Annotated in this window: 18 protein-coding genes; 10 read left to right on the top strand and 8 right to left on the bottom strand. The window is 73.4% G+C overall.

Going from position 1 to position 22,286, the window contains the following annotated elements; translation table 11 throughout:
* Positions 1 to 127: 127 nt before the first annotated feature.
* The 5 genes from fabI to TK50_RS24965 form a co-directional block, all read right to left on the bottom strand.
* Positions 128 to 898, bottom strand: coding sequence for an enoyl-ACP reductase FabI (gene fabI, locus TK50_RS24990; RefSeq protein ID WP_043967620.1), 771 nt, complete (start codon positions 896 to 898; stop codon positions 128 to 130).
* Between the two features lie 69 nt (positions 899 to 967).
* Positions 968 to 1,672 carry a beta-ketoacyl-ACP reductase gene (gene fabG, locus TK50_RS24985; protein ID WP_043967618.1) on the bottom strand — a complete coding sequence of 235 codons (705 nt, stop codon included), beginning with the start codon at positions 1,670 to 1,672 and terminating at the stop codon, positions 968 to 970.
* A gap of 818 nt (positions 1,673 to 2,490) precedes the next feature.
* Positions 2,491 to 3,441 (bottom strand): VWA domain-containing protein, encoded by a 951-nt coding sequence (locus tag TK50_RS24975; protein ID WP_043967613.1) that lies wholly within the window; start codon positions 3,439 to 3,441, stop codon positions 2,491 to 2,493.
* A complete protein-coding gene (locus TK50_RS24970) occupies positions 3,438 to 4,466 on the bottom strand; it encodes a DUF58 domain-containing protein (RefSeq protein ID WP_043967612.1) in 1,029 nt (342 codons plus the stop codon). Before TK50_RS24970 ends, TK50_RS24975 begins: the two co-directional genes overlap by 4 nt.
* Positions 4,445 to 5,563 carry an AAA family ATPase gene (locus TK50_RS24965; RefSeq protein WP_043967611.1) on the bottom strand — a complete coding sequence of 373 codons (1,119 nt, stop codon included), beginning with the start codon at positions 5,561 to 5,563 and terminating at the stop codon, positions 4,445 to 4,447. The genes TK50_RS24970 and TK50_RS24965 overlap by 22 nt, the downstream gene beginning before the upstream one ends.
* 247 nt (positions 5,564 to 5,810) lie before the next feature.
* Here TK50_RS24965 and TK50_RS33140 point away from each other — a divergent pair, with 247 nt between their 5' ends.
* The 3 genes from TK50_RS33140 to TK50_RS24955 are packed head-to-tail and all read left to right on the top strand — an operon-like array spanning position 5,811 to position 8,126.
* Positions 5,811 to 6,041 carry a hypothetical protein gene (locus tag TK50_RS33140; RefSeq protein ID WP_082106567.1) on the top strand — a complete coding sequence of 77 codons (231 nt, stop codon included), beginning with the start codon at positions 5,811 to 5,813 and terminating at the stop codon, positions 6,039 to 6,041.
* Between the two features lie 22 nt (positions 6,042 to 6,063).
* Positions 6,064 to 6,675: a PH domain-containing protein gene (locus TK50_RS24960; RefSeq protein WP_043967610.1), complete on the top strand. Its 612-nt coding sequence runs from the start codon at positions 6,064 to 6,066 to the stop codon at positions 6,673 to 6,675.
* On the top strand, positions 6,672 to 8,126 hold the full coding sequence (locus tag TK50_RS24955) for a PH domain-containing protein (RefSeq protein WP_082106565.1): 1,455 nt from the start codon (positions 6,672 to 6,674) through the stop codon (positions 8,124 to 8,126). The genes TK50_RS24960 and TK50_RS24955 overlap by 4 nt, the downstream gene beginning before the upstream one ends.
* Positions 8,127 to 8,163: 37 nt before the next feature.
* Here the strand turns inward: TK50_RS24955 and TK50_RS24950 are convergent, their stop codons facing one another.
* The gene (locus TK50_RS24950) at positions 8,164 to 9,210 is read right to left on the bottom strand and encodes a phosphatase PAP2 family protein (RefSeq protein ID WP_082106563.1); all 1,047 of its coding nucleotides are present in this window, start codon (positions 9,208 to 9,210) and stop codon (positions 8,164 to 8,166) included.
* A 143-nt stretch (positions 9,211 to 9,353) separates the two neighbouring features.
* Between TK50_RS24950 and TK50_RS24945 the strand changes: the two genes are divergently transcribed.
* Positions 9,354 to 9,779 (top strand): thioesterase family protein, encoded by a 426-nt coding sequence (locus TK50_RS24945; protein ID WP_043967607.1) that lies wholly within the window; start codon positions 9,354 to 9,356, stop codon positions 9,777 to 9,779.
* Positions 9,776 to 10,606, top strand: coding sequence for an MBL fold metallo-hydrolase (locus TK50_RS24940; RefSeq protein ID WP_043967605.1), 831 nt, complete (start codon positions 9,776 to 9,778; stop codon positions 10,604 to 10,606). Before TK50_RS24945 ends, TK50_RS24940 begins: the two co-directional genes overlap by 4 nt.
* Before the next feature lie 185 nt (positions 10,607 to 10,791).
* On the opposite strand, the gene TK50_RS24935 is transcribed toward TK50_RS24940, so the two are convergent.
* Positions 10,792 to 11,727, bottom strand: a complete 936-nt coding sequence (locus TK50_RS24935) for a carbohydrate kinase family protein (RefSeq protein ID WP_043967603.1) — start codon at positions 11,725 to 11,727, stop codon at positions 10,792 to 10,794.
* Positions 11,728 to 12,088: 361 nt separating this feature from the next.
* Between TK50_RS24935 and TK50_RS24930 the strand changes: the two genes are divergently transcribed.
* On the top strand, positions 12,089 to 13,204 hold the full coding sequence (locus TK50_RS24930) for a lytic polysaccharide monooxygenase (protein WP_043967601.1): 1,116 nt from the start codon (positions 12,089 to 12,091) through the stop codon (positions 13,202 to 13,204).
* Positions 13,205 to 13,293: 89 nt separating this feature from the next.
* Here TK50_RS24930 and asnB read toward each other — a convergent pair whose 3' ends face one another.
* A complete protein-coding gene (gene asnB, locus TK50_RS24925) occupies positions 13,294 to 15,255 on the bottom strand; it encodes an asparagine synthase (glutamine-hydrolyzing) (protein WP_043969346.1) in 1,962 nt (653 codons plus the stop codon).
* Between the two features lie 112 nt (positions 15,256 to 15,367).
* Here asnB and TK50_RS24920 point away from each other — a divergent pair, with 112 nt between their 5' ends.
* The 4 genes from TK50_RS24920 (at position 15,368) to TK50_RS24905 (ending at position 22,193) form a co-directional block, all read left to right on the top strand.
* Positions 15,368 to 16,849: an aminopeptidase P family protein gene (locus TK50_RS24920; protein WP_043967599.1), complete on the top strand. Its 1,482-nt coding sequence runs from the start codon at positions 15,368 to 15,370 to the stop codon at positions 16,847 to 16,849.
* Positions 16,850 to 17,121: 272 nt separating this feature from the next.
* On the top strand, positions 17,122 to 18,663 hold the full coding sequence (locus tag TK50_RS24915; protein ID WP_043967597.1) for a hypothetical protein: 1,542 nt from the start codon (positions 17,122 to 17,124) through the stop codon (positions 18,661 to 18,663).
* 320 nt (positions 18,664 to 18,983) lie between these two features.
* Complete coding sequence (locus tag TK50_RS24910; RefSeq protein WP_043967595.1) at positions 18,984 to 20,444, top strand: autotransporter outer membrane beta-barrel domain-containing protein; 1,461 nt, start codon at positions 18,984 to 18,986, stop codon at positions 20,442 to 20,444.
* A 243-nt stretch (positions 20,445 to 20,687) separates the two neighbouring features.
* Complete coding sequence (locus TK50_RS24905) at positions 20,688 to 22,193, top strand: hypothetical protein (RefSeq protein ID WP_043967593.1); 1,506 nt, start codon at positions 20,688 to 20,690, stop codon at positions 22,191 to 22,193.
* Positions 22,194 to 22,286 lie beyond the last annotated feature (93 nt).

Here is a 22,286-nt window from a genome sequence, read left to right as displayed (position 1 = left end):
AAGGTCCCCCGGTCCCCGGCGTTAAGAAGGGGCCCCTGCTGTACCGGATGCGTTAACAGGGGGCCGGACGAACGGGCCGGCGGCGCATGCTGCGCCGGGGCGCCCCCGGCCCGTTCGTCCTTGCGCCTCAGGCGGCGCCGAGGGCGTGGTAGCCGCCGTCGACGTGGACGATCTCGCCGGTGGTCGCCGGGAACCAGTCCGACAGCAGCGCCAGGCAGGCGCGCGCCGCCGGTGCCTGGTCGGTGAGGTCCCAGCCCAGCGGCGCCCGCGCGGACCAGGCGTCCTCGAACTGGACGAAGCCGGGGATCGACTTCGCGGCCATGGTGCGCAGCGGCCCGGCGGCGACCAGGTTGCTGCGGATGCCCTGCTTGCCCAGGTGCAGCGCCAGGTAGCGCGACGCCGACTCCAGCCCGGCCTTGGCCACGCCCATCCAGTCGTAGACCGGCCACGCCTTGGTGGCGTCGAAGGTGAGCCCGACCACCGCGCCGCCCGGCGACATCAGCGGCAGCGCCGCCATGGCCAGCGACTTGTAGGAGTACGTCGAGACGTGCAGGGCGGTGGCCACGTCCTCCCACGGCGCGTCGAGGAAGCCGCCGCCGAGGCAGCTCTGCGGCGCGAACCCGATCGAGTGCACCACCCCGTCGAGGCCGTCGACGTGCTCCCGGACCTTGTCGGCCAGGCCGGCGAGGTGCTCGGTGTTGGTCACGTCCAGCTCGATCACCGGGGCCGGCTCGGGCAGCCGCCGGGCGATCCGCTCGACCAGGGAGAGCCGGCCGAAGCCGGTGAGCACGACCTGCGCGCCGTTCTCCTGGGCGAGCTTCGCCACGGAGAAGGCGATCGAGGCGTCGGTGATGACGCCGGTGACCAGCAGCCGCTTACCGGCCAGCAGTCCGGACATGTGCGAGTTCCTCCGTTGGGATTCGTGCGGTGGGCGCGGTGGCGGCGTCGACGACCCGGGCGGGGCCGGTCAGTGGCCCATGCCGAGGCCGCCGTCGACCGGGATCACGGCGCCGGTGACGTAGCCGGCGGCGTCCGAGGCCAGCCAGGTGACCACCGCGGCCACCTCCTCGGGCGCGGCGAGCCGGCCGGCCGGGATGGCCTTCACGTACTCCGCCCGCCGCTCCTCGGGCAGCGCGGCGGTCATGTCGGTGTCGATGAAGCCGGGCGCGACGACGTTGGCGGTGATGTTGCGCCCGCCCAGCTCCCGGGTGATCGAGCGGGCCACGCCGACCAGGCCGGCCTTGCTCGCCGCGTAGTTGACCTGCCCGGGGCCGCCGTAGAGGCCGACGACCGAGGAGATGAAGATCATGCGGCCCCACCGGGCGCGGAGCATCTTCTTGGACGCCCGGCTGGCGCAGCGGAACGCGCCGGTGAGGTTGGTGTCCAGGACCCGGGTGAACTGCTCCTCCGACATGCGCATGATCAGCGTGTCGTCGGTGATGCCGGCGTTGGCGACCAGCACCTCCACCGGGCCCAGCTCGGCCTCGACGGCGGTGAAGGCCGCGTCGACGGAGGCGGAGTCGGTCACGTCGCAGACGACGCCGAACAGCCCCTCGGGAGCGTCGCCGCTACGGTGCGTGATCGCCACCCGGTCACCCTGCTTGGCGAACGCCTGCGCGATGGCCAGGCCGATCCCCCGGTTGCCGCCGGTCACCAGCACGGTACGGGCCACGGGTCCCCCTCTTGCTCAGCTGATCCACGTCGGTCCGGAGCCTAGGCGTTACCGGCAGGTAAGCGCTAACGCACCCCCGCGCCACGCGGACCCGGCGCAAGGAAGGGCTCCCTGTCATCGCTTTCGGAGGTAGAGGGTGCCCCTGTTGACAGCGGTGGGTCGCGCAGCGGCCACAGCCCTTGCGTGGCACCGGGTTGCGGGGCTCACCGACCGTCCGGCCGAGTACGGGCCACGCCGTCACCGCATGTACGATGATCCGCGTTCCGGGCCAGGCCGACCGCAGGAGGTGATCGCTGTGCGAGATAGCGATCCTCCCAGTCGTGGCCGGGCCGAACGTCAGCCCCGCTGAGCCACGACTCAGCAGGTGAGCTGACCCAGCTCCGCTCCTTCCGCACCGCCCGCCCCTCGGCCCTCGACCGAGGGTGGTGCCTTCGGCCCCCGGCCGAAGGTGGCGACCGGGCAGCGCCGTCCGCCCAGGACGGGGAGGGGGCACCCGGTCACGACTTCGTGTGCGCGCCCCGCCTTCCCTCGCGGTCCACCACGCCAGCGTGGACCGTCCAGTCGCCACCGGAGCCTTCTCATGAGCCGTTACGTCGCCCCGCTGGGCTTCACCCTCGCCGCCGTCTGGGTGGCCGTCGTCTTCGTGCTGGCCAGCGCCGGCCACTGACCGCGCCGCCACGGAAACCCCGCCCGGTGGCCGGTGGCCGCGCACCAGGCCACCGCGCTCAGGGCCACGCACCGGCCACCGGCCACCGGGCCGGCAGCCCCGGCGCGGCGGTCGCGCCGGGGCCGTCCCGGGCGGGCCGTCCCGCCCGGCCTCAGATCAGCCGGGACGTCCAGAGCAGGCTGGTGGCGCCCGCGCACAGCGCCAGCAACAGGGCCAGACCGGCGTACCACTGGGTGATCTCGCGCGGCTCGGTGCGGAACCCGATCGAGCTGCCCATGTCCTGGTAGACCTGCTTCAGCTCGCTGACCGAGGCGGCCTCGTAGAAGTAGCCCTCGGTCGTCTCGGCCAGCTCGGCCAGCGCCATCCGGTCCACCGGCACCCGCTGCAACTGACCGCCGATGTCGACCTGCCCGTCGTCGGTGCCGAACGCGATGGTGGAGACCGGCACGTTGGCCGCCTGCGCAGCCGCCGCCGCCTCCTCCACCGACCGCCCCGAGGTGCGGAACCCGTCGGAGAGCAGCACGATCCGGGCCGGTGGGATGCCCGCCGCGCCGTCGGCCGGCACCGACCGGATCGCCTCCAGGCAGGTGAAGACCGCCTCGCCGGTCGCGGTCGCCTCGGCCAGCACCAGCCCGTCGATCGCGGCGGTCACCGCGTCCCGGTCCTTCGTCGGCGGGACCAGCACGTTCGCCGCCTTCGCGAACGAGACGAGACCGAGGTTGTAGGTCTGCGGCAGCTCACCGACGAACTGCTTGGCCGCCTCCTGGGCGGCCTCCAGCCGGTTCGGCGCGACGTCGTCGGCCTGCATCGACAGCGACACGTCGATCGCCAGCATGACGGTGGCCCGCTCCAGCGGCTCCCGGGTGTCGATCGCCGGCCGGGCCAGCGCCGTGGCCAGCACCAGCAGGCAGAGCAGGAACGCCACGGCCGGCACGTGCCGCCGCCAGCCCAGCCCCTTCGGCGCGAGGGTGCGCAGCAGGTCCACGTTGGTGAACCGCATCGCGTACGCCCGGCGGCGGCGCTGCCGCCACACGTACAGCGCGGCGAGGGCGAGCGCCGGCAGCACGGCCAGCAGCCACCACGGTTGCAGAAAACGGATCATCGTGTCGTCCCCCGGGTGCGGGCGTGCCGCTGCGCGGCGACGAAGCGCACCATGTCGAGCAGCCAGTCGGTGTCGGTGCGAAGTCGCAGGTGGGCCGCGCCGGCCCCGCGCAGCTGCGCGGCGATCTCCGCCCGCTGGGCGGTCGCGGCGTCGGCGTACCGGCGGCGCAGCCGGGGGTCGGCGGTCTGCACCTCGTGCAGCTCGCCGGTTTCCGGGTCGACCACCGGCAGCACGCCCACGTCGGGCAGCTCCAGCTCGCGCGGGTCGACCACCTCGATCGCCAGCACGTCGTGCCGAACCCGCAGCTTGCGCAGGGGCCGCGCCCACTGCTGCGGCGGCGCGAGGAAGTCGGAGATCACCACCGCGACGCCGCGGCGGCGGGGCGGCCGGTTCAGCGCGTCGACCAGCGCGCCCAGGTCGCTGCGCCCGGGCCGGATCTCGGTGCCGGCGATCGCCCGCAGCAGGCCCTGCGTCTCCCGGCGCCCGCCCCGGGCGGGCAACCGCACCAGCCGCCCCGGGCCGGGCGGGGGCACCGCGCCGCGCCGGCGACCGGTCGGGGCCTGCGGGTCCGCGCCGCTGCCGACCACCGCCCCGATCCGGTTGCCGCCGCGCACGGTCAGGTGGGCCAGCGCGGCGGCGGCGGCCACCACGACGTCCCGCTTGAGCCACCGGCCGGTGCCGAAGTCGAGGCTCGCCGACAGGTCCACGGCGAGCCACGTCTCCAGCTCCCGGTCGGCCACCGTGCGTCGCACGTGCGGCATCGTCGTGCGGGCGGTCACCGGCCAGTCCATCCGGCGTACGTCGTCGCCGGGGCGGTACTCGCGCGACTCCCCCGCCTCGCTGCCGGGGCCGGGCAGCAGGCCGGCGTAGTCGCCCTGGAGCAGGCCGTCGAGCTTGCGGGTGACCAGCAACTGGAGTCGGGACAGCACCGCCTCGCTGCGGGGGGCGCCGGCGGGCGAGAGTGCCGTGCGCGTACCCGAGGAGGGGTGGGGGTCGGCTGGGGTCACGGCCGCTGCCCGGGCCACCCGGCGGCGGCCGGCGGCGCGCCGCCCGGGGTGGCCTGCTGGCGCGGGGCCACCGACGGCAGCGGGATCGTCGACATCACCCGGTGCACGACGTGGTCGGCCGGCACGTCGTCGGCGAGCGCGTCGTAGCTGAGCACCAGCCGGTGGCGCAGGATGTCCGGCGCGATGTCCTGCACGTCCTGCGGCAGGGCGTAGTCGCGGCCGCGCAGCAGCGCCAGCGCCCGGGTCGCCCGCACCAGGCCGAGCGAGGCCCGGGGGCTGGCGCCGTACTGGATCAGTTGCGCGACGTCGGGCATGCCGTGCTCCGCGGGGGTACGCGTGGCCAGCACCAGCCGCACCGCGTAGTCGACCAGCGCGTTGTGCACGAAGACCTGGTCGGCCTTGCGTTGCAGGGCGATCAGGTCGGCGGTGTCGAAGACCCGCGCCGGCTCCGGCGGGGCCACGCCCATCCGGTAGACGATCTCCCGCTCCTCGGCGTCGGTCGGGTAACCGACGACGATCTTCATGAGGAAGCGGTCCCGCTGCGCCTCGGGCAGCGGGTAGACGCCCTCCTGCTCGATCGGGTTCTGCGTGGCCATCACGAGGAACGGGTCGGGCACCGGATGGGTCTGCCCGCCTATGGACACCTGCCGCTCGCTCATCACCTCCAGCAGGGCGGACTGCACCTTCGCCGGGGCACGGTTGATCTCGTCGGCGAGCAGGAAGTTGACGAACACCGGGCCCAGCTCGACGTCGAACTTCTCGCTGGACTGCCGGTAGATCCGGGTGCCCATGATGTCGGCGGGCACCAGGTCCGGGGTGAACTGCACCCGGGCGAAGGACCCGCCGACCACCCGGGCGAGGGTCTCCACGGCCAGGGTCTTCGCCACCCCGGGGACGCCCTCCAGCAGGCAGTGGCCCCGGGCGAGCAGCGCCACGAACATCCGCTCGACCATCCGGTCCTGCCCGACGATCACCCGCTTGATCTCGAACAGCGCCTTCTCCAGCAGCGTCGCGTCCTGCGCCGGTGTGCTCGTCGGCGGCGCGGCGGCGGACGGGGGCGGGGGCGGCGCGCTGCCGTTCGGCGTCGGGGCGTCGGGCGTGGTCGGCTGGGCCACCGGTCCTCCACAGCATTGGTCGATCGTCGCGGCGTGGTGCGTGGTGCGTATCAAGACTCGCATGCCCGGCTGAGTGCCGAGGCGGGGAGAAGCCGATTTTCGCCACGCCGTCCGGGGGTTGGAGAATCGCCGGTCACGGGTTTACAGCAGGGGGTCCGGCGTGTGTACCATTCACCCCGTCGCCGGGCGGCTCCCCCCGTGGCCGCCCGGCGCTCAATCTTCGCCCCGCGCCCCTAGACTGGCCCGGATGAGCATCCCCCGTCCCCCCGGTGACGCGCCGATCTGTTCGGCACGGGGTTGCCGCGCCCCGGCGCAGTGGGCGTTGCGCTGGAACAATCCCCGCCTGCACACCCCCGACCGGCGCAAGACCTGGCTCGCCTGCGCCGACCACCGCGCCTCACTCGGCGACTTCCTCGACGCACGGGGCTTCCTCCGGGAAGTCGCGCCACTGGCCGGATCGCCTACGCTCGACGGGTGAGCGCGCGCAGCGGACGTCCCCGGTGACCGGCGAGCCCCCCGGCGGCCCCCCACCGCACCCGGTCGGGCCACCCCCCACCGCGCCCCCGCCGGGCGCGCCCGGCGCGGCGGGTCACCCGGCGTCCGGGCCGCCGGCGGCGTACCCGCCCGGGCCCCTGGAGCCGTGGCCGGCGACCGTGCGCTGGCAGTCGGTCTCCACCGACCTGATCTGGGTCGAGCTGCTGCGCCTGGCGGCGCTGGTCGGGGTGGTGCTGCTGGGGCTGGCGGTCGGCTGGGCGGTGAGCGGGCACTGGCTGTTCGGGGCAGCCCTCGGCGCGGTCGTGCTGGCGGGGGCGTGGCGGGTCGTCACGACCGTCCGGGCGGTGCACGCCTGGGGGTACGCCGAGCGCGAGAACGACCTGCTCGTCCGGCACGGGCTGCTGGTCCGCAGGCTGTCCATCGTGCCGTACTCGCGGATGCAGTTCGTCGACGTCAGCGCCGGCCCCCTGGAGCGGGCGTTCGACCTGGCGACGGTGCAGTTGCACACGGCCGCGGCGGCCAGCGACGCCCGCGTGCCGGGCCTGCGCCCGGCGGAGGCGGCGCGGCTGCGCGACCGGCTCACCGCCCTCGGCGAGGACCGCGCGGAGGGCCTGTGACCCACCCCGGCCCCGAGCTGCCCCGCCCGGCCACCGACGCGCCGCCGGCACCCCAGGACGACCACGCGCCACCCCCACCGCACGACGGCCCGCCCTCTGACGCGCCACCCGCACCGCACGACCACCCGGTCGGCGGCGTGGAACCCCGGCGGCGGCTGCACCCGTTGAGCCCGGCCCTGCACGGGGCCAAGTCGCTGGTCGTGGTCGTCGCGGGCCTGTCCTGGTCGACGCTGTCGCGGGTCGGCTTCGGCTGGTTCGCGGCGATGGCGACCGTGCTGGCCCTCGGCGCGACGGTGCTGGCGGTGGTGAGCTGGTACAACACCGGCTACCACGTGGTCGGCCGGGAGCTGCGCGTCTACGAGGGGCTGCTGTGGCGGCGCACCCGGGCCATCCCGCTGGAACGCCTCCAGGCCGTCGAGGTGGTCCGCCCGCTGCTCGCCCAGCTCACCGGCCTCGCCGAGCTGCGGCTGGAGGTGGTCGGCGGCGGCAAGACCGAGGCGCCGCTGGCGTACCTGGGGGTGGCCGAGGCCGCCGCCCTGCGACAGCGCCTGCTCGCGCTCGCCGGCCCCGCGCCGCACCCGGGGACGGCCGCGCCGCAGCCGTCCCCCTCGGCCGAGCCGACGGTCGCGCCCGTGCCACCCGGGCGGGCCCTGCACGCCGTGGCGAACCGGGACCTGCTGGTCAGCCAGCTGCTCACCCCGCAGGCGTTCCTGCTCCCCTTCGGTGTGGCCTTCGTCGTGGCGCAGTTCCTCTCCGAGGGCTCGTGGTCGTTCATCGCGGTGGCGAGCACGATCACCGCGATGGCCGGCGTGCTGCTGCAACCGATCCGCCGGGTGCTCGACGACTGGAACTTCCGGCTGGCCCGCGACGAGGGCACCCTGCGGGTCCGCAACGGGCTGTTGGAGACCCGGGCGCAGACGGTGCCGCTGAACCGGGTGCAGACCGTCGGGGTGACCTGGCCGCTGCTCTGGCGGGCCAAGGGCTGGCTGCGGCTGCGCCTGGAGGTCGCCGGCTACTCCGGCGGCGAGGCCGACGACCGGAACCGGCCGGACCGGCTGCTGCCGGTGGGCGACCAGGAGACCGGCGAGCGGATCGTCGCGGAGGTGCTGCCGGGGGTGCGGCTGAGCGGGCTGGCGACCGGCCTCCCGCCGGCCCGGGCCCGGTGGCTGCGCCCGCTGGGCTGGCGCGCGGTCGGTGCCGGGCTCGACGAGCGGGTCTTCGCCGCCCGGTCCGGCCTGCTCACCCGGCAGCTCACCGTCGTGCCGTACGCCCGGATCCAGAGCGTGCGGGTGACCCAGGGCCCGGCGCAGCGGCGGTTGCGGCTGGCCACCGTGCACGCGGACACGGCGGGCGGCGCGGGCGCCGCCGCCCTCGACCGCGACCTCGACGAGGCGTGGTGGCTGGCGGCGGAGCTGACGGCCCGGGCACACGCCGCCCACCGCGCCCGCTGAGCCGCAACGCGGCCAGGTTGGATGCGGCGGGCGCGGCTCAGCGGGTCGCCGGCACCGCCGGCGGTCCGGCGACCGGGTCGGCCGGCTCCGCGCCGCGCGGCCCGCCGTCGGCCGGCTCCGAGCCGGGGGTACGGCGGGCCCGGCGCGCCGCCCACCAGCGCTCGCCCAGGCCGACGACCAGGAAGGTCAGCCCCACGTACGCCCAGCCGACCAGCACGTCGATGACGTAGTGCTCGCCGGAGTAGACCAGGGTGAACGTCATCGCCAGCGGGTACGCCAGCAGCAGCGGCCACCAGCGGCGGCGGGTCGAGCGGAGGAAGAACACCACCACGAACAGGGCGAACGCGGTGTGCAGCGACGGCATCGCGGCCACCGGGTTGGACGCGATCTGCCCGGCGTTGAGCAGGTTGCCGGCGCCGTGCATGCCGAACGCCTTCCAGCCCCGGGTGGAGATCCGGGCCACCTCGGTGAGCAGGCCGTTCTGCGCCGCCCACCAGGGCGGGGCCGCCGGGTAGAGGAAGTAGGTGACCAGTCCCGACGCGCACAGGAACCCCCAGCGGCGCATGAACGCCGCCCAGCGGTGCCGGTCGCGCAGCCAGAGCACGGCGGCGGCGGCGAGCGCCACCACGAAGTGCGAGAAGTACACCCAGCTCGCCACCACGTCCCACCAGCGCACCTCGGGGCGGTAGAGGTGGTCCTGCAACCAGACGGTCGGCACCTGGCCGCCGGTGGCCCAGCCGAACATGAACCGGTCGGCGACGATCAGCTCCATCGCGTGCGGGGTGGCCCCGTTGTCGGCGAACCCCCGGGACAGGTTGTAGACGGCGAGCAGCAGCACCACGGGCACCCAGTCGCGGGCGAAGCGCAGGTGGCTGCGCCACGGGCGGCGGGAGTTCCAGGCGATGGTGGCCGCCCAGATCCACAGGAACGCGTACGCCGGGTCGGTGGGCAGGCCGATGACGAGCCAGCCGGCCACGAAGGCGACCGCCCAGGCCGCCATGGCGACCACGCGGCGACGACCGCCGTCAGAGGGCTCCGGTGGTCCGGTGGGGGCGGGGGGCTTGGGGTCAGTCACGACGGCCATCGCCGTCCAGGTTAGCGGCGGCGCCCTCCCCGCCGACGGCGGCCTCGCCGGTCGACGACGGCCTCGCCGAATGCGCGACGGCGGCCCCGCCCGATGCGCGGCGGCGGCCGGAACGGCGGACGTCGACCACCTAGGCTGTGCCCATGCAGGAGCAGTCGGAGCATTCCCTCGCGCCGGGCCGGGCCGCCCGCGTCGAGCTGACCGTGACCGACGCCGACACGGCGCTGGCCGTCGGCTCCGGCGACGTCGCGGTGCTGGGCACCCCCCGGGTGGTCGCGCTGGCCGAGGCGGCCACGGTGGCGGCGACCGCCGGGGCGCTGCCGCCCGACGGCACGACGGTCGGGACCCGGGTCGAGCTGGACCACCTCGCCCCCACGCCGGTCGGGCGGACGGTGGTCGTGCAGGCCCGGCTCACCGACGTCGACGGGCGGCGGCTGGGCTTCGAGGTGACGGTCACCGACGACGCCGGCCAGAGCGTGGCGCGGGGACGGGTGGAACGGGTCCTGGTCGACCGGCGGCGTTTCGCCGCGCGGGCCACCGGCGCGCCGGCCGGGGCGGGCACGCCGTGACGCCGCGGTTCGTCGAGGTCGCCGACCGGGTGTACGTGCTGCGCGAGCCGCTGCTCGACGTCAACGTCACGCTGGTCGTCGGCGACGGCGCGGCGCTGGTGGTGGACACGCTCTCCACCGCCGGGCAGGCCGCCGAACTGGTCGCCGCCGCCCGCGCGGTCACCCCGCACCCGTGGACGGTGGTGAACACCCACCACCACTTCGACCACTGCTTCGGCAACGCCGTCGTCGCCGGTGACCCGGCCGCCCCCGTCTACGCGCACGAGGTCGCCGCCGTGGCGCTGCGGGACCGCCCCGACGAGGTGCGCCGGGCCGCGTACGAGGAGATGCGCGCCGCCCGGCCGGAGCTGGCCGCCGAGCTGGCCAACACCCGGCTGCTGGCCCCGACCCACGTCGTACGCGGGGAGACGGTGCTGGACGTGGGCGGCCGGCGGGTGGTGCTGCGCCACCCGGGCCACGGGCACACCGACGCCGACCTGGTGGTGCACGTGCCGGACGCGGACGTGCTGGTCGCCGGGGACCTGGTGGAGCAGAGCGGTCCGCCGGCGTTCGAGGAGTCGTACCCGTTGCAGTGGCCGGACGCGCTGGCCGAGGTGCTCCGGCTCACCACCCCGGGCACGGTGGTCGTGCCGGGGCACGGCGACCTGGTCGACGCGGAGTTCGTCCGGTTCCAGCACGGGCAGCTGGCCGAGCTGTCCTGGCTGATCCGGGCCGGCCACACCGGCGGGGCCCCACCGGAGCGGGTGGCCGCCGAGGCGCCCTTCGGTGCCCGCGCCGCCCTCGCCGCCGCCCGCCGCGGCTACGCCGAACTGGACGGCACCGGCTGACGTTCCGCGCGCCAACCCCCACCCGGCCCCACCCCGCCCCGCCCCACCCCGCCCCGCCCCACCCCGGTGATCAAGAGGTTTGCGTCATCGTAGAGATCAACTCTGACGCTTTTCTCTTGATCACCGGCCAGGGAGGGGCGGGACCAGGGTGGGGTGGGGTGGGGTGGGGTGGGATAAAGAAACGGTCAGTGGGGGAAGCGGGTCAGGACCTCGGCGCGGGTGGGCATGGCGACCGCGCCGCCGGGCGACTCGCAGACCAGGCCGGCCACCCGCAGCGCGAAGGCGACCCGGCGGTGCCAGTCGGCGGGATCGGTGGGCTCCCCGTCGACCAGCAGCTCGGCGACGAGCGCCCCCATCACCGAGTCGCCCGCGCCCGTGGCGTCCACCGCGCGCACCTTCGGCGCGGGCACGCGTACCGGATCGGCGTTGGCGGCGGCGACGACCGCGCCCTCCGCGCCGAGGGTGACCACGACGGTGGCCGCCCCCAGCTCCCGCAGGTACGCCGCGACCCCCTCGACCGGCTCGCCGGGATAGAGCAGCTCCGCGTCGGCGGCGCTGAGCTTGACCAGGTGGGCGGAGGCGGCGAACTCCGCGACCGTCTGGCGCAGGGCGGCCAGCGCGGCAGGGCCGTCGAGCAGCCGGGGTCGGACGTTCGGGTCGAACACGCGCAGCCCGCCCGCGAGGGACCAGGCCCGGCGCGCGGCGGCCAGGACGGTCGGCGACAGCAGCACGATCGAGCCGCAGTAGAGCACGTCGGCGCCCCCGACCAGGTCCGCGTCGAGGTCGTCGGCGGCGAGCAGCCCGTAGGACGGCGGTTCGCCGTAGAAGCGGAAGTCCGGCTCGGCGCCGGTGTGGGTGGCCACCGCCAGGGCGGTCGCCGCGGGCACGGTGACCGCCCCGGCCAGCCCGACGCCCGCGTCGGTCAGGAAGGCGCGGATCCGGTCGGCGAGCGCGTCGTCGCCGAGCGAGCCGACGAACTGCACCGACCCGCCGAGCCGGGCCACCCCGACGGCGACGTTGAGCGGGCCGCCGCCGATCGCCTGGCGGAAGACGGGCTGCCCGTCGCACTCCGCGTCGAGCAGGTCGATCAGTGCCTCGCCGAGCACCACCGCGTATCCCATCGTGGCCCTTCCGTCGCCTCCGCTGCCGTACCCCCGATCCTGTCCTACGTGGCGACGACGCCGGCACCGAACCCCCACCTGACGGGGCCACGGCCCGGACGACGCCCGGATATCATCGACGGTCAACTATTGCGGCGGTCGGCATCGGCGTGATGAGATGACGCTGCCGGTCGATGCGAGGGGCTGTCGCGTCCGCCGGCATCGGGAGAGAGCCAGCGCGAGGGGCACACCGGTCCGCCGAGGCGGACCGTCGGTGACGCGCGCCGTCGGCCCACGGGCAGGGGCGCGGCACCGCGATCGTGACATCCGCTCGTCGCAGCGGAACGGCCGGTGCGGTCGTTCCGCGAGTCAGGAGAACCCCGTGACCCGTTCCCGCACGGCCGCGCTGCTCATCGCGGCCGCCACCCTCGCCGCGGGTGCCGCCACCATCGTGGCCAGCCCCGACCCGGCCGCCGCCCACGGCGCATCGATGACCCCCGGTGCCCGGACCTACCTGTGCTGGAAGGACGGCCTCACCCCCACGGGTGAGATCAAGCCGATCAACCCGGCCTGCTCGGCCGCGGTCGCCGAGAACGGGGCCAACTCGCTGTACAACTGGTTCAGCGTGCTGCGCTCGGACGCCGGCGGCCGCACCGTCGGCTACATCCCCGACGGCAAGCTGTGCAGCGGTGGCAACCCCGGCTTCAGCGGCTACGACGCGCCCCGCACCGACTGGCCGCTGACCCACCTGACCGCCGGTGCCCGGTTCGACTTCAAGTACAGCAACTGGGCCCACCACCCGGGCACCTTCTACTTCTACGTGACGAAGGACAGTTGGAGCCCGACCCGGGCCCTGGCCTGGAGCGACCTGGAGGAGCAGCCCTTCCTCACGGTGACCAACCCGCCGCAGAACGGCCCGGTGGGCACCAACGAGGGGCACTACTACTTCAGCGGCAACATGCCGTCGGGCAAGAGCGGCCGGCACATCATCTACTCGCGCTGGGTCCGCTCGGACAGCCAGGAGAACTTCTTCGGCTGCTCGGACGTCACCTTCGACGGCGGCAACGGCCAGGTGACCGGCATCGGCGGCACCCCGAACCCGACCACCCCGGCGCCGACCCCGACCACCCCCGGGCCGAACCCGACCACGCCTGGGCCGAACCCGACCACCCCCGCGCCGACGACGCCGCCGCCGGCCGGCGGTGACTGCATGGCGACCTACAAGGTGGTCAGCTCCTGGTCCGGCGGGTTCCAGGGCGAGGTGGCCATCATGAACCACGGCTCGACGCCGTTCACCGGCTGGAAGGCGACCCTGACCTGGTCGACCGGCCAGACCATCAACAGCCTGTGGAACGGCACGTACACCACGTCCGGTTCGACGGTGACGGTCACCAACAGCCCCTACAACGGGACGGTCGCGCCGGAGGGGACCACCGCCTTCGGCTTCGTCGCCAGCGGCGCAAGCTCGCTGCCGACGGTGAGCTGCGTCCGCGCGTGACCTGACCGCGCGTCGGCGGAGCCGGCGCGCGGTGAACGAAAGGGCCCCCGCCGTCGGCGGGGGCCCTTTCCCGGTCTGCTGCGCCCGGCCTAACGGACCATGGAGCCGACGACCGGCTTCGTCAGCAGCGCCGACTGGTTGCGCTGGATGCCCGGGTCGAGCGTCTTGGCCACGAAGATCGCGTGCCAGATGCAGAAGATCAGCACCGTCCACACCTTGCGGGAGTGGTCGGCCTCCTCCCGCTTGTGCTCCTCCAGCAGCCGCATCGCGTACGACAGGTCGATCAACTCGCCCGCGCCCGAGTTGGACAGCACCCAGCGGGCCCACTCGTACATCTCGCCGCGCAGCCAGACCCGCGTCGGGGTGGGGAAGCCCAGCTTCCTGCGGTTGACGATGGCCGGCGGCACGACGCCCTGCAGCGCCTGACGCATGGCGTACTTGGTGGCGTCGGAGCGCGGCGGGAGCTTCAGGTCCACCGGGATGGTGGCCGCCACGTCGAACACCTCCTTGTCGAGGAACGGCACCCGGACCTCCAGCGAGTGCGCCATCGAGATCCGGTCGGCCTTGACCAGGATGTCGCCGCGCAGCCAGGTGTAGAGGTCGACGTACTGCATCTTGGTGACGTCGTCCAGCTCGGTGCACTCGGCGTAGATCGGGGCGGTGACGTCGGTGTAGCGCACCGAGGGGTCGTAGCGGCGCAGCAGGTGCTGCTTCTCCTCCTCGGTGAACATCCGGGCGTTGCCGTAGTAGCGCTGCTCGATCGGGGTGGTGCCGCGCTCCAGGAAGCTCTTGCCCTTGACGCCCTGCGGGATGGCCTTGGAGACCGCGCGCAGGCCCTTCTGCACTCCGCCGGGCAGGCCGTTGACCGCGCCGAGGGACAGCGGCTCCCGGTAGATGGTGTAGCCGCCGAAGAACTCGTCGGCGCCCTCGCCGGAGAGGACCACGGTGACGTGCTCGGCGGCCTTCTTCGCCACGAAGTACAGCGGCACGAGCGCCGGGTCGGCCACCGGGTCGTCGAGGTGCCAGACGATCTTCGGCAGCGCGTCGATCATGTCCTGCGGCCCGATCTTGGTCGGGATCGTGGTCACGTCGAGGTGCCGGGCCGAGTCCTGGGCGACGTCGATCTCCGAGTAGCCGGGGACGTCGTAGCCGACGGTGAAGGTGAGGATGTGCGGGTTGAACTCGCGGGCCAGGGCCACCACGGCGGTCGAGTCGATGCCGCTGGACAGGAACGAGCCGACCGGCACGTCCGAGCGCATGTGCATCCGGACGCTCTCCCGCAGCGTCTCCCGGATCTGGTGGTAGAGCCGCTGTTCGTCACTGACCGGGGTCGGCCGGAACACCGGGCGGTACCACCGGCGCACGTCGATCCGGCCGCCCGGGGTCCAGGTGAGGTATTCCCCCGACCCGATGCGGCTGATCCCCTGGTGCAGGGTGCCGGGCTCCGGGACGTACTGCAGGGTCAGGTAGTGGCTGAGGTTGGCCGTGTCGATGCCGGCGTCCCCGGCGTACGCCGACTGGGCGAACGGCAGCAGCGCCTTCTTCTCGGAGGCGAGGTAGAGCCCGTCGGCGGTCTCCAGGTAGTGCAGCGGCTTGATGCCGAAGTTGTCGCGCGCGCCGAAGGCGCGGCGCTCCTGGCGGTCCCAGATGACGAAGGCGAACATGCCGCGCAGCCGGGTGAGCACCTGCTCGCCCCAGTAGTGGTAGCCGGCGACGATCACCTCGCCGTCGCCGGCGGTGGCGAACTGCGCGCCGAAGTTGCGCACCAGCTCGTCGCGCAGCTCGATGTAGTTGTAGATCTCGCCGTTGAAGGTCAGCAGGTAGCGCCCGCCCGCGTACGGCAGCGGCTCGTGGCTGGACGCCACGTCGATGATCGCCAGGCGCTTGTGCGCGAAGACCCCGTCGGCGTACTGGCCGCTCGCGTCGCCGACCACCTCGACCCCGGTCTCGTCCGGTCCGCGGTGGTGCAGGCATTCCAACGCCCCCGCGATGTGTTCGCGGTGGGCGGCGGCGTTGCCGTTAGCGCTGAAGAAGGCCAGAAGTCCGCACATGGTGGTCATCTTTCCACGCGACGCGGGCGGCCGTCGCGGGCACCGCAGGGTCTCCGCCCGCGCCTGCGCCGGGGTACCGTCTGGACCAGCGACGAGGCGGAGGGAGCGGATCATGAGCGAGGACCGGACGGACGGCCAGCCGGCGGACGGCACGGAGTCGCACGACCCGGATTTCCCGGAGGCGTTCCTGTCGTTCATGCGCCAGGGCTGGCGGGACACGACCCTGCCGGTCGGCCCCCGGGTGGAGGTGCCCAACCACGCCAAGCGGCGGGCCGCGCTCTCCGCGGCGTTCCCGGGCGAGACGCTGGTCATCCCCACGGGCGGGGAGAAGACGCGCGCCAACGACACCGAGTACCGGTTCCGGCCGGGCAGCGACTTCGCGTACCTGACCGGCGACAACGACCCGGACAGCGTGCTCGTGCTGCGCCCGAACGGCTCGGGGCACGACCCCGTGCTCTACATGCGGCCCCGCTCCTCGCGGGACAACGACGAGTTCTTCCGCAGCCGGCACGGCGAGCTGTGGGTGGGCCGGCGGCACACCCTCGCGGAGAAGTCGACGGAGCTGGGCCTGCCCACGGCCGACCTGGCCGAGCTGGACGCGGCGCTGGCCGACCTGGCGCCGGGGCGCACGCGGGTGCTGCGCGGCTTCGACGCCCGCGTCGACGCGGCCGTGCGCCCGTACGACGGGCCCCGGGAGGAGGGCCAGCCGGCCCGCGACCGGGAGCTGGCCATCGCGATCTCCGAGCTGAAGCTGGTCAAGGACGAGTGGGAGATCGCCCAGCTCCAGGACGCGATCGACGCCACCGTGCGCGGCTTCGAGGACGTGGCCCGGGTGCTGCCGGCCGACCGGGGCGTCTCGGAGCGGCTGCTGGAGGGCGTCTTCGCGCTGCGGGCCCGGCACGACGGCAACGACGTCGGCTACGGCTCGATCGTCGGGGCCGGCGAGCACGCCACGATCCTGCACTGGGTGCACAACCACGGCACCACCCGGCCGGGCGAGCTGCTGCTGATGGACATGGGCGTGGAGAACCGCAACCTCTACACCGCCGACGTCACCCGGGTGCTGCCGGTCGGCGGCCGGTTCACCCCGCTGCAACGCCAGGTCTACGACATCGTGTACGCCTCGCAGCAGGCCGGCATCGACTTCATCAAGCCGGGAGTGAAGTTCAAGGACGTCCATCTGACCTGCATGCGAGTGCTCGCGGAGGGGCTGCACGAGCTGGGCCTGCTGCCGGTGAGCGTGGACGAGGCGATGGACGAGAAGTCGACGGTCTACCGCCGCTGGACGCTGCACGGCTTCGGGCACATGCTCGGCATCGACGTGCACGACTGCTCGAACGCCCGCAAGGAGGCGTACCGCGACGGCGCGCTCGGCGAGGGCTACGTGCTCACCGTGGAGCCGGGGCTCTACTTCCAGCCCGAGGACGACCTGGTCCCGGAGGAGCTGCGCGGCATCGGCATCCGGATCGAGGACGACGTGCTGGTCACGGCGACCGGCGCGGTCAACCTGTCGGCGGGGCTGCCGCGCCGGGCCGACGAGGTGGAGAGCTGGCTCGCCGAGCAGCGCGAGGTGGGCTTCCGCCTGCCCGGCTGACCTGTTTCGGCCACTGACGGGCCCCGTCGGGGGCGGGTGACGGTTCGACCGTCGCCGCGCCCCCGGCGGGGCCCGTCGCCGTATGGCAGCCCGCCCGTTCGGCACGCTTGATGCACCTTTCGGGGCCAATGCGGGCTTTACTCGGATACGACCCCCTCGCGAGGAAACTTCTCATACGGTGGGCATCAGAACGCTGCAACCGATTTGTAGCTGGTCGCGCCCCCTCGGGCGGTGCGGCCCCGTCTGGTAGCAGGAAAGGGCGGAAGGCTCTGATGTCCCACGACGAAACGATTCCCGACGGCGGGGTGCACACCGTCCCGCCGGCACCGGCGAAGAGGCGGCGGGCGCTCTGGGTCGCCACCGGCGTGGCCGGTCTCACCGGCGTCGTCGGCCTGGCGGCGCTCGGCGGGCTGGCCGCCCGCGACGACCCGTCCGACGACGCGCAGCGGCTGTCCGACCAGCACTCCGCGACGGCCCGGCAGAACGTCAGCGACGCCGGCAGGGCGCAGGATGACGGCAGGAACGCCGACGAGGACGCCGAACGACACGGCGGTCAGGACCCCGGCGAGCAGGACGACTGGTCCGGGCAGGACGACTGGTCCGCCGGGGGCGGCCGGCCCGAGGGCAAGGGCGAGGACCGCAGGGACGCCGAACAGGCCCGGGTGCAGGAGGTGCCGTGCAACCCGGACCGGTTGATCGCGGCGATCACCCGGGCCAACGCCGACAACGGCGGCACCCTGAAGCTGGCCCGGGGCTGCACCTACACCCTCACCGTCAACAGCGGCCTCGGCGGCAACGGACTGCCGCCGATCACCCAGAACATCACCATCAAGGGCGAGGGCTCCACCCTCGTCCGCGCCGCCAGCGCCACCCCGTTCCGCTTCTTCGACGTCGTCTCCGGCGGCCACCTGCGCCTGAGCGACCTGACCCTGACCGGCGGCAACGGCCTCACCGGCGGAGCCATCCTGGTCGAGCGCGGCGGCAGCGCCGAGATCGCCAAGTCCCGGCTCGTCAACAACGACGCCCTGGCCGCCGGCGGTGCCATCGAGAACGAGGGCACCACCGTCCTCGACCACAGCGTCCTCACCAACAACACCGCCATCCTGGCCGGCGGCGCGATCAACAACACCGGCCTGCTCAAGATCGCCGAGTCGAAGATCGCCGGCAACGTCGCCGGCGCGGCCGGCGGCGCCATCAACAACTTCACCGGCACCGTCGTGGTCCACAAGACCGCGATCACGGGCAACCGGTCCGTCGGCGCGGGCGGCGGCATCGCCAGCGAAGGCGGCATCGTCGACCTCGACGAGACCGAGGTCACCGACAACACCACCGGCGTCACCGGCGGCGGCATCGGCGTACTCAACGGCCAGCTCAACCTGCGCCACAGCACCGTCGCCCGCAACGCCTCCGTCGGCGGAGGCGGCGGCATCGCCAACACCTCGGGCCTCCTGCTGTCCAGCACCGTCACCATCGACGACAGCAAGATCACCGAAAACTTCACCGACGGCCTCGGCGGAGGCGGCATCCTCAACGTCGACCTCACCCCGGCCCTCGGCGGCACCGCCAGCCTCACCGTCCGCAACAGCGAGATCGTCAAGAACAAGGCCACGTTCGGCGGCGGCATCCGCAACATCAACGGCACCGTCACCCTGACCAACGCCAAGATCATCAACAACACCGCCCTCGCACCCAACGGCGGCGGCGGCATCAACACCAACACCAACATCACCGCCGTCGACCCCACCACGGTCATCGTCGGCAACCGGCCCAACAACTGCGCCGGCACCGGCACCGTCACCAACTGCTTCGGCTGAGACACATAGCGGTCGGGCCCCTCCCGTGGTCAGCGGGAGGGGCCGCGACACGTCCGGAGGCCGGCGGGCCCGTCACCGGCGTGCCCGGCGGTGCCACCCCGGGCCCGACTCGACCCGGCTGCGTCCCGTGCGGCGAAGCGGCCCGACCATCCCCCGCCGGGAGCCGCCTGCCCCTAATGTGGGCTTTCTTCTTATACGAGCGCCTCACGAAGAAGATTCTCATACGGTGTTGTTCACGGGCTACAACCGATTTGTAGCGAAGGGCGCCTCGCCGTGGCGGTGCGCCCTTGTCTGATACGAGGAGAGGGCAGAGAACTCCGATGTCCAACTACCTTCGGAAGAACGACGACACCGCCCAGCGGACCACCTTCAAGACGCGCCGCCGGAAGGTGTGGCTCGCCTCCGGCGTGGCCGGCCTGACCGGCGTGGTCAGCCTCGCCGGGATCGGCGTCGCCGGCAGCGCCGGCGCGGCCGGCATGGATCGGCTGACGAACCTGAAGTGGTCCACGGCGGAGCAGGTCGCCAAGGACGGCGGCCACGGGCAGGACGAACGCGGCCAGCGCGGCACCGACGGCGAGGACCGCGGCAAGAAGGACTACCGGGGCGAGGAGTCCCGGTCGGACGAGTGGGGTCGGGTGCAGGAGGTGCCGTGTGACCCGGACCGGTTGATCGCGGCGATCACCCGGGCCAACGCCGACAACGGCGGCACCCTGAAGCTGGCCCGGGGCTGCACCTACACCCTCACCGTCAACAGCGGCCTCGGCGGCAACGGACTGCCGCCGATCACCCAGAACATCACCATCAAGGGCGAGGGCTCCACCCTCGTCCGCGCCGCCAACGCGACCCCGTTCCGCTTCTTCCAGGTCGCCTCCGGCGGCCACCTGCGCCTGGCCGACCTGACCCTCACCGGCGGCAACGGCCTCGCCGGCGGAGCCATCTGGGTCCAGCGCGGCGGCGCCGCCGACATCACCAAGTCGAAGCTCGTCAACAACGACGCCCTGGCCGCGGGCGGTGCCATCGAGAACGACGGCACCACCACCCTCGACCAGACCATCGTCACCAACAACACGGCCATCCTGGCCGGCGGCGGCATCAGCAACACCGGCCTGCTCAAGATCCACGAGTCCCGGCTGGCCGGCAACAACGCCGGCGCCGCCGGCGGCGCCATCAACAACCTCGCCGGCACGGTCACCATCACCAAGACCGCTGTCACCGGCAACCGGTCCATCGGCGCGGGCGGCGGCATCGCCACCGAAGGCGGCATCGTCGACCTCAAGGAAACCGAGGTCACCGACAACACCACCGGCGTCACCGGCGGCGGCATCGGCGTACTCAACGGCCAGCTCAACCTGCGCCACAGCACCGTCGCCCGCAACGCCTCCGTCGGCGGAGGCGGCGGCATCGCCAACACCTCGGGCCTCCTGCTGTCCAGCACCGTCACCATCGACGACAGCAAGATCACCGAAAACTTCACCGACGGCCTCGGCGGAGGCGGCATCCTCAACGTCGACCTCACCCCGGCCCTCGGCGGCACCGCCAGCCTCACCGTCCGCAACAGCGAGATCGTCAAGAACAAGGCCACGTTCGGCGGCGGCATCCGCAACATCAACGGCACCGTCACCCTGACCAACGCCAAGATCATCAACAACACCGCCCTCGCACCCAACGGCGGCGGCGGCATCAACACCAACGTCACCATCACCACCGTCGACCCCACCACCGTCATCGCCGCCAACCGACCCAACAACTGCACCGGCACCGTCACCAACTGCTTCGGCTGACACCCGGCGCAACGGCGGCCTTCGAGAAGGTCGCCGCCACCCTCCGGCCCCGTCGGGGCGACCTTGGTCGCCCCGACGGGGCCGGAGTCCGTTTACCCGAATGCGTAGTTTCTTCTAATACGGCCATATGGCGAGGAAAGCTCTCATAGCTTGGTTCGTACCAGATCCTTCCGTTTGAAGCGGATCGGGTCGTGCAGGACGTCGCCGACCCGATCCGGTACGAGATGAGAGCAGAGGGCCTACATGTCCAGCACATCACCGAGGAAGACGCCGGCCGGGCGGCCGGGGCGCGCCCTGCGCCGCCGGACCTGGCTCGCCACCGGTGCCGCCGGCCTGACCGGGGTCGTCGGCCTCGCCGCGTTCGGCGTCGCCACCGCGGGCACGTCCGACGCGACGGCTGCCCCGCGCGTCGCGGCGGCGCGCGCCAGCGACGAGGGCGGCTACGCCCGGGACGACCGTGGCGGGCAGCAGGGCCACGACGGCAAGGGCGAGGAACGCAAGGGTGAGGACCGCAAGGGCGAGGACGCCCTCGGCCGGGCCCAGGAGATCCCGTGCGACCCGAACCGGCTGATCGCGGCCATCGTCCGGGCCAACGCCGAGCACAGCGGCGCCACGCTCAAGCTGGCCAAGGAGTGCCGGTACAGCCTGCTGACCGGGCCGAACGCGACCGGCCTGCCGACCATCACCAGCGAGATCAACATCATCGGCGAGCGGTCGACCATCGAGCGCGCCTACAACCTGCCCAACGCCGGCGCGACCGCGTTCCGGCTGTTCCGGGTCGGCAACGGCGGCTCCCTGCGGCTGTACGACGTGACGCTGCGCAACGGCCTCACGGCGGCCGTCGGGGTCACCCCCGCGTCCGGCGGGGCGATCCTGGTCGACGCGGGCGGCCGGCTGCTGGTCGAGAAGAGCACCCTGACCGGCAACAACGTCATCGGGACCACCACGACCACGCCCGCGACGGGCGGGGCGATCGAGAACGCGGGCAGCACGGTGGTGAAGCACAGCGCGTTCACCGTGAACAACGCGTTCACCGGGGGCGGCGCGATCCACAACACCGGCCGCCTCGTCGTCGAGGACAGCCTGTTCGAGGCGAACAAGGCCGGCTCGCCGACCGACGGTGGCGGCGGCATCGACAGCGTGAGCGGGTCGGTGACCATCGTGAAGAGCAAGTTCGTCGGCAACGCGGCCGGCGGCCTCGGGGGCGGGCTGAACGTCGCCGGCGGCAGCGCCGACGTCGCCGAGACCGAGTTCAAGCTCAACATCGCCACCATCTCCGGCGGCGGCGTCGCCGTCACCGGCACGGGCACCCAGGCCCAGCTGCGCAAGGTCGAGCTGGTCGAGAACACCGCGGTCGCCCCGGCCCTGACGCAGCCCGGCGCGGGCGGCGGCGGGGTCTTCGTCGGCGCGGGCAGCGCGGTCACGGTGCACGAGGCCAAGGTCGTCGCCAACAGCGCAGGCCAGGGCAACGGCGGCGGCTTCCTCAACCTCGGGTCGCTCGTGCTGTTCGACACCACGATCGCCCGCAACCAGGCCGTGAACGGCGCCGGCATCTACAACGCGGCCAGCGGCACGGTCACGGCGACCCGGACCACGATCACCGACAACCAGGCGATCGTGGCCGGGGGTGGGATCTTCAACGCGGCCGCCGCGACGGCGGTGACCCTCGACCCCACCACGAAGGTGTTCCACAACAGCCCGGACAACTGCGCGGGCCCCGGCACCCCGATCGTCAACTGCTTCGGCTGACCTCGGCGGCGTCAACGAACGGACCGGCCCCCGCCACGAAAGTGGCGGGGGCCGGTCGCGTCCGTCCGGGGTACGCCGGGCGGACACCTGCCG

This window comes from Micromonospora haikouensis (assembly GCF_000876225.1).
Lineage (GTDB): Bacteria > Actinomycetota > Actinomycetes > Mycobacteriales > Micromonosporaceae > Micromonospora > Micromonospora haikouensis.
The sequence above is the reverse complement of the archived record's forward strand: the minus strand, read 5'-3'. Positions and strand labels throughout refer to the sequence as shown.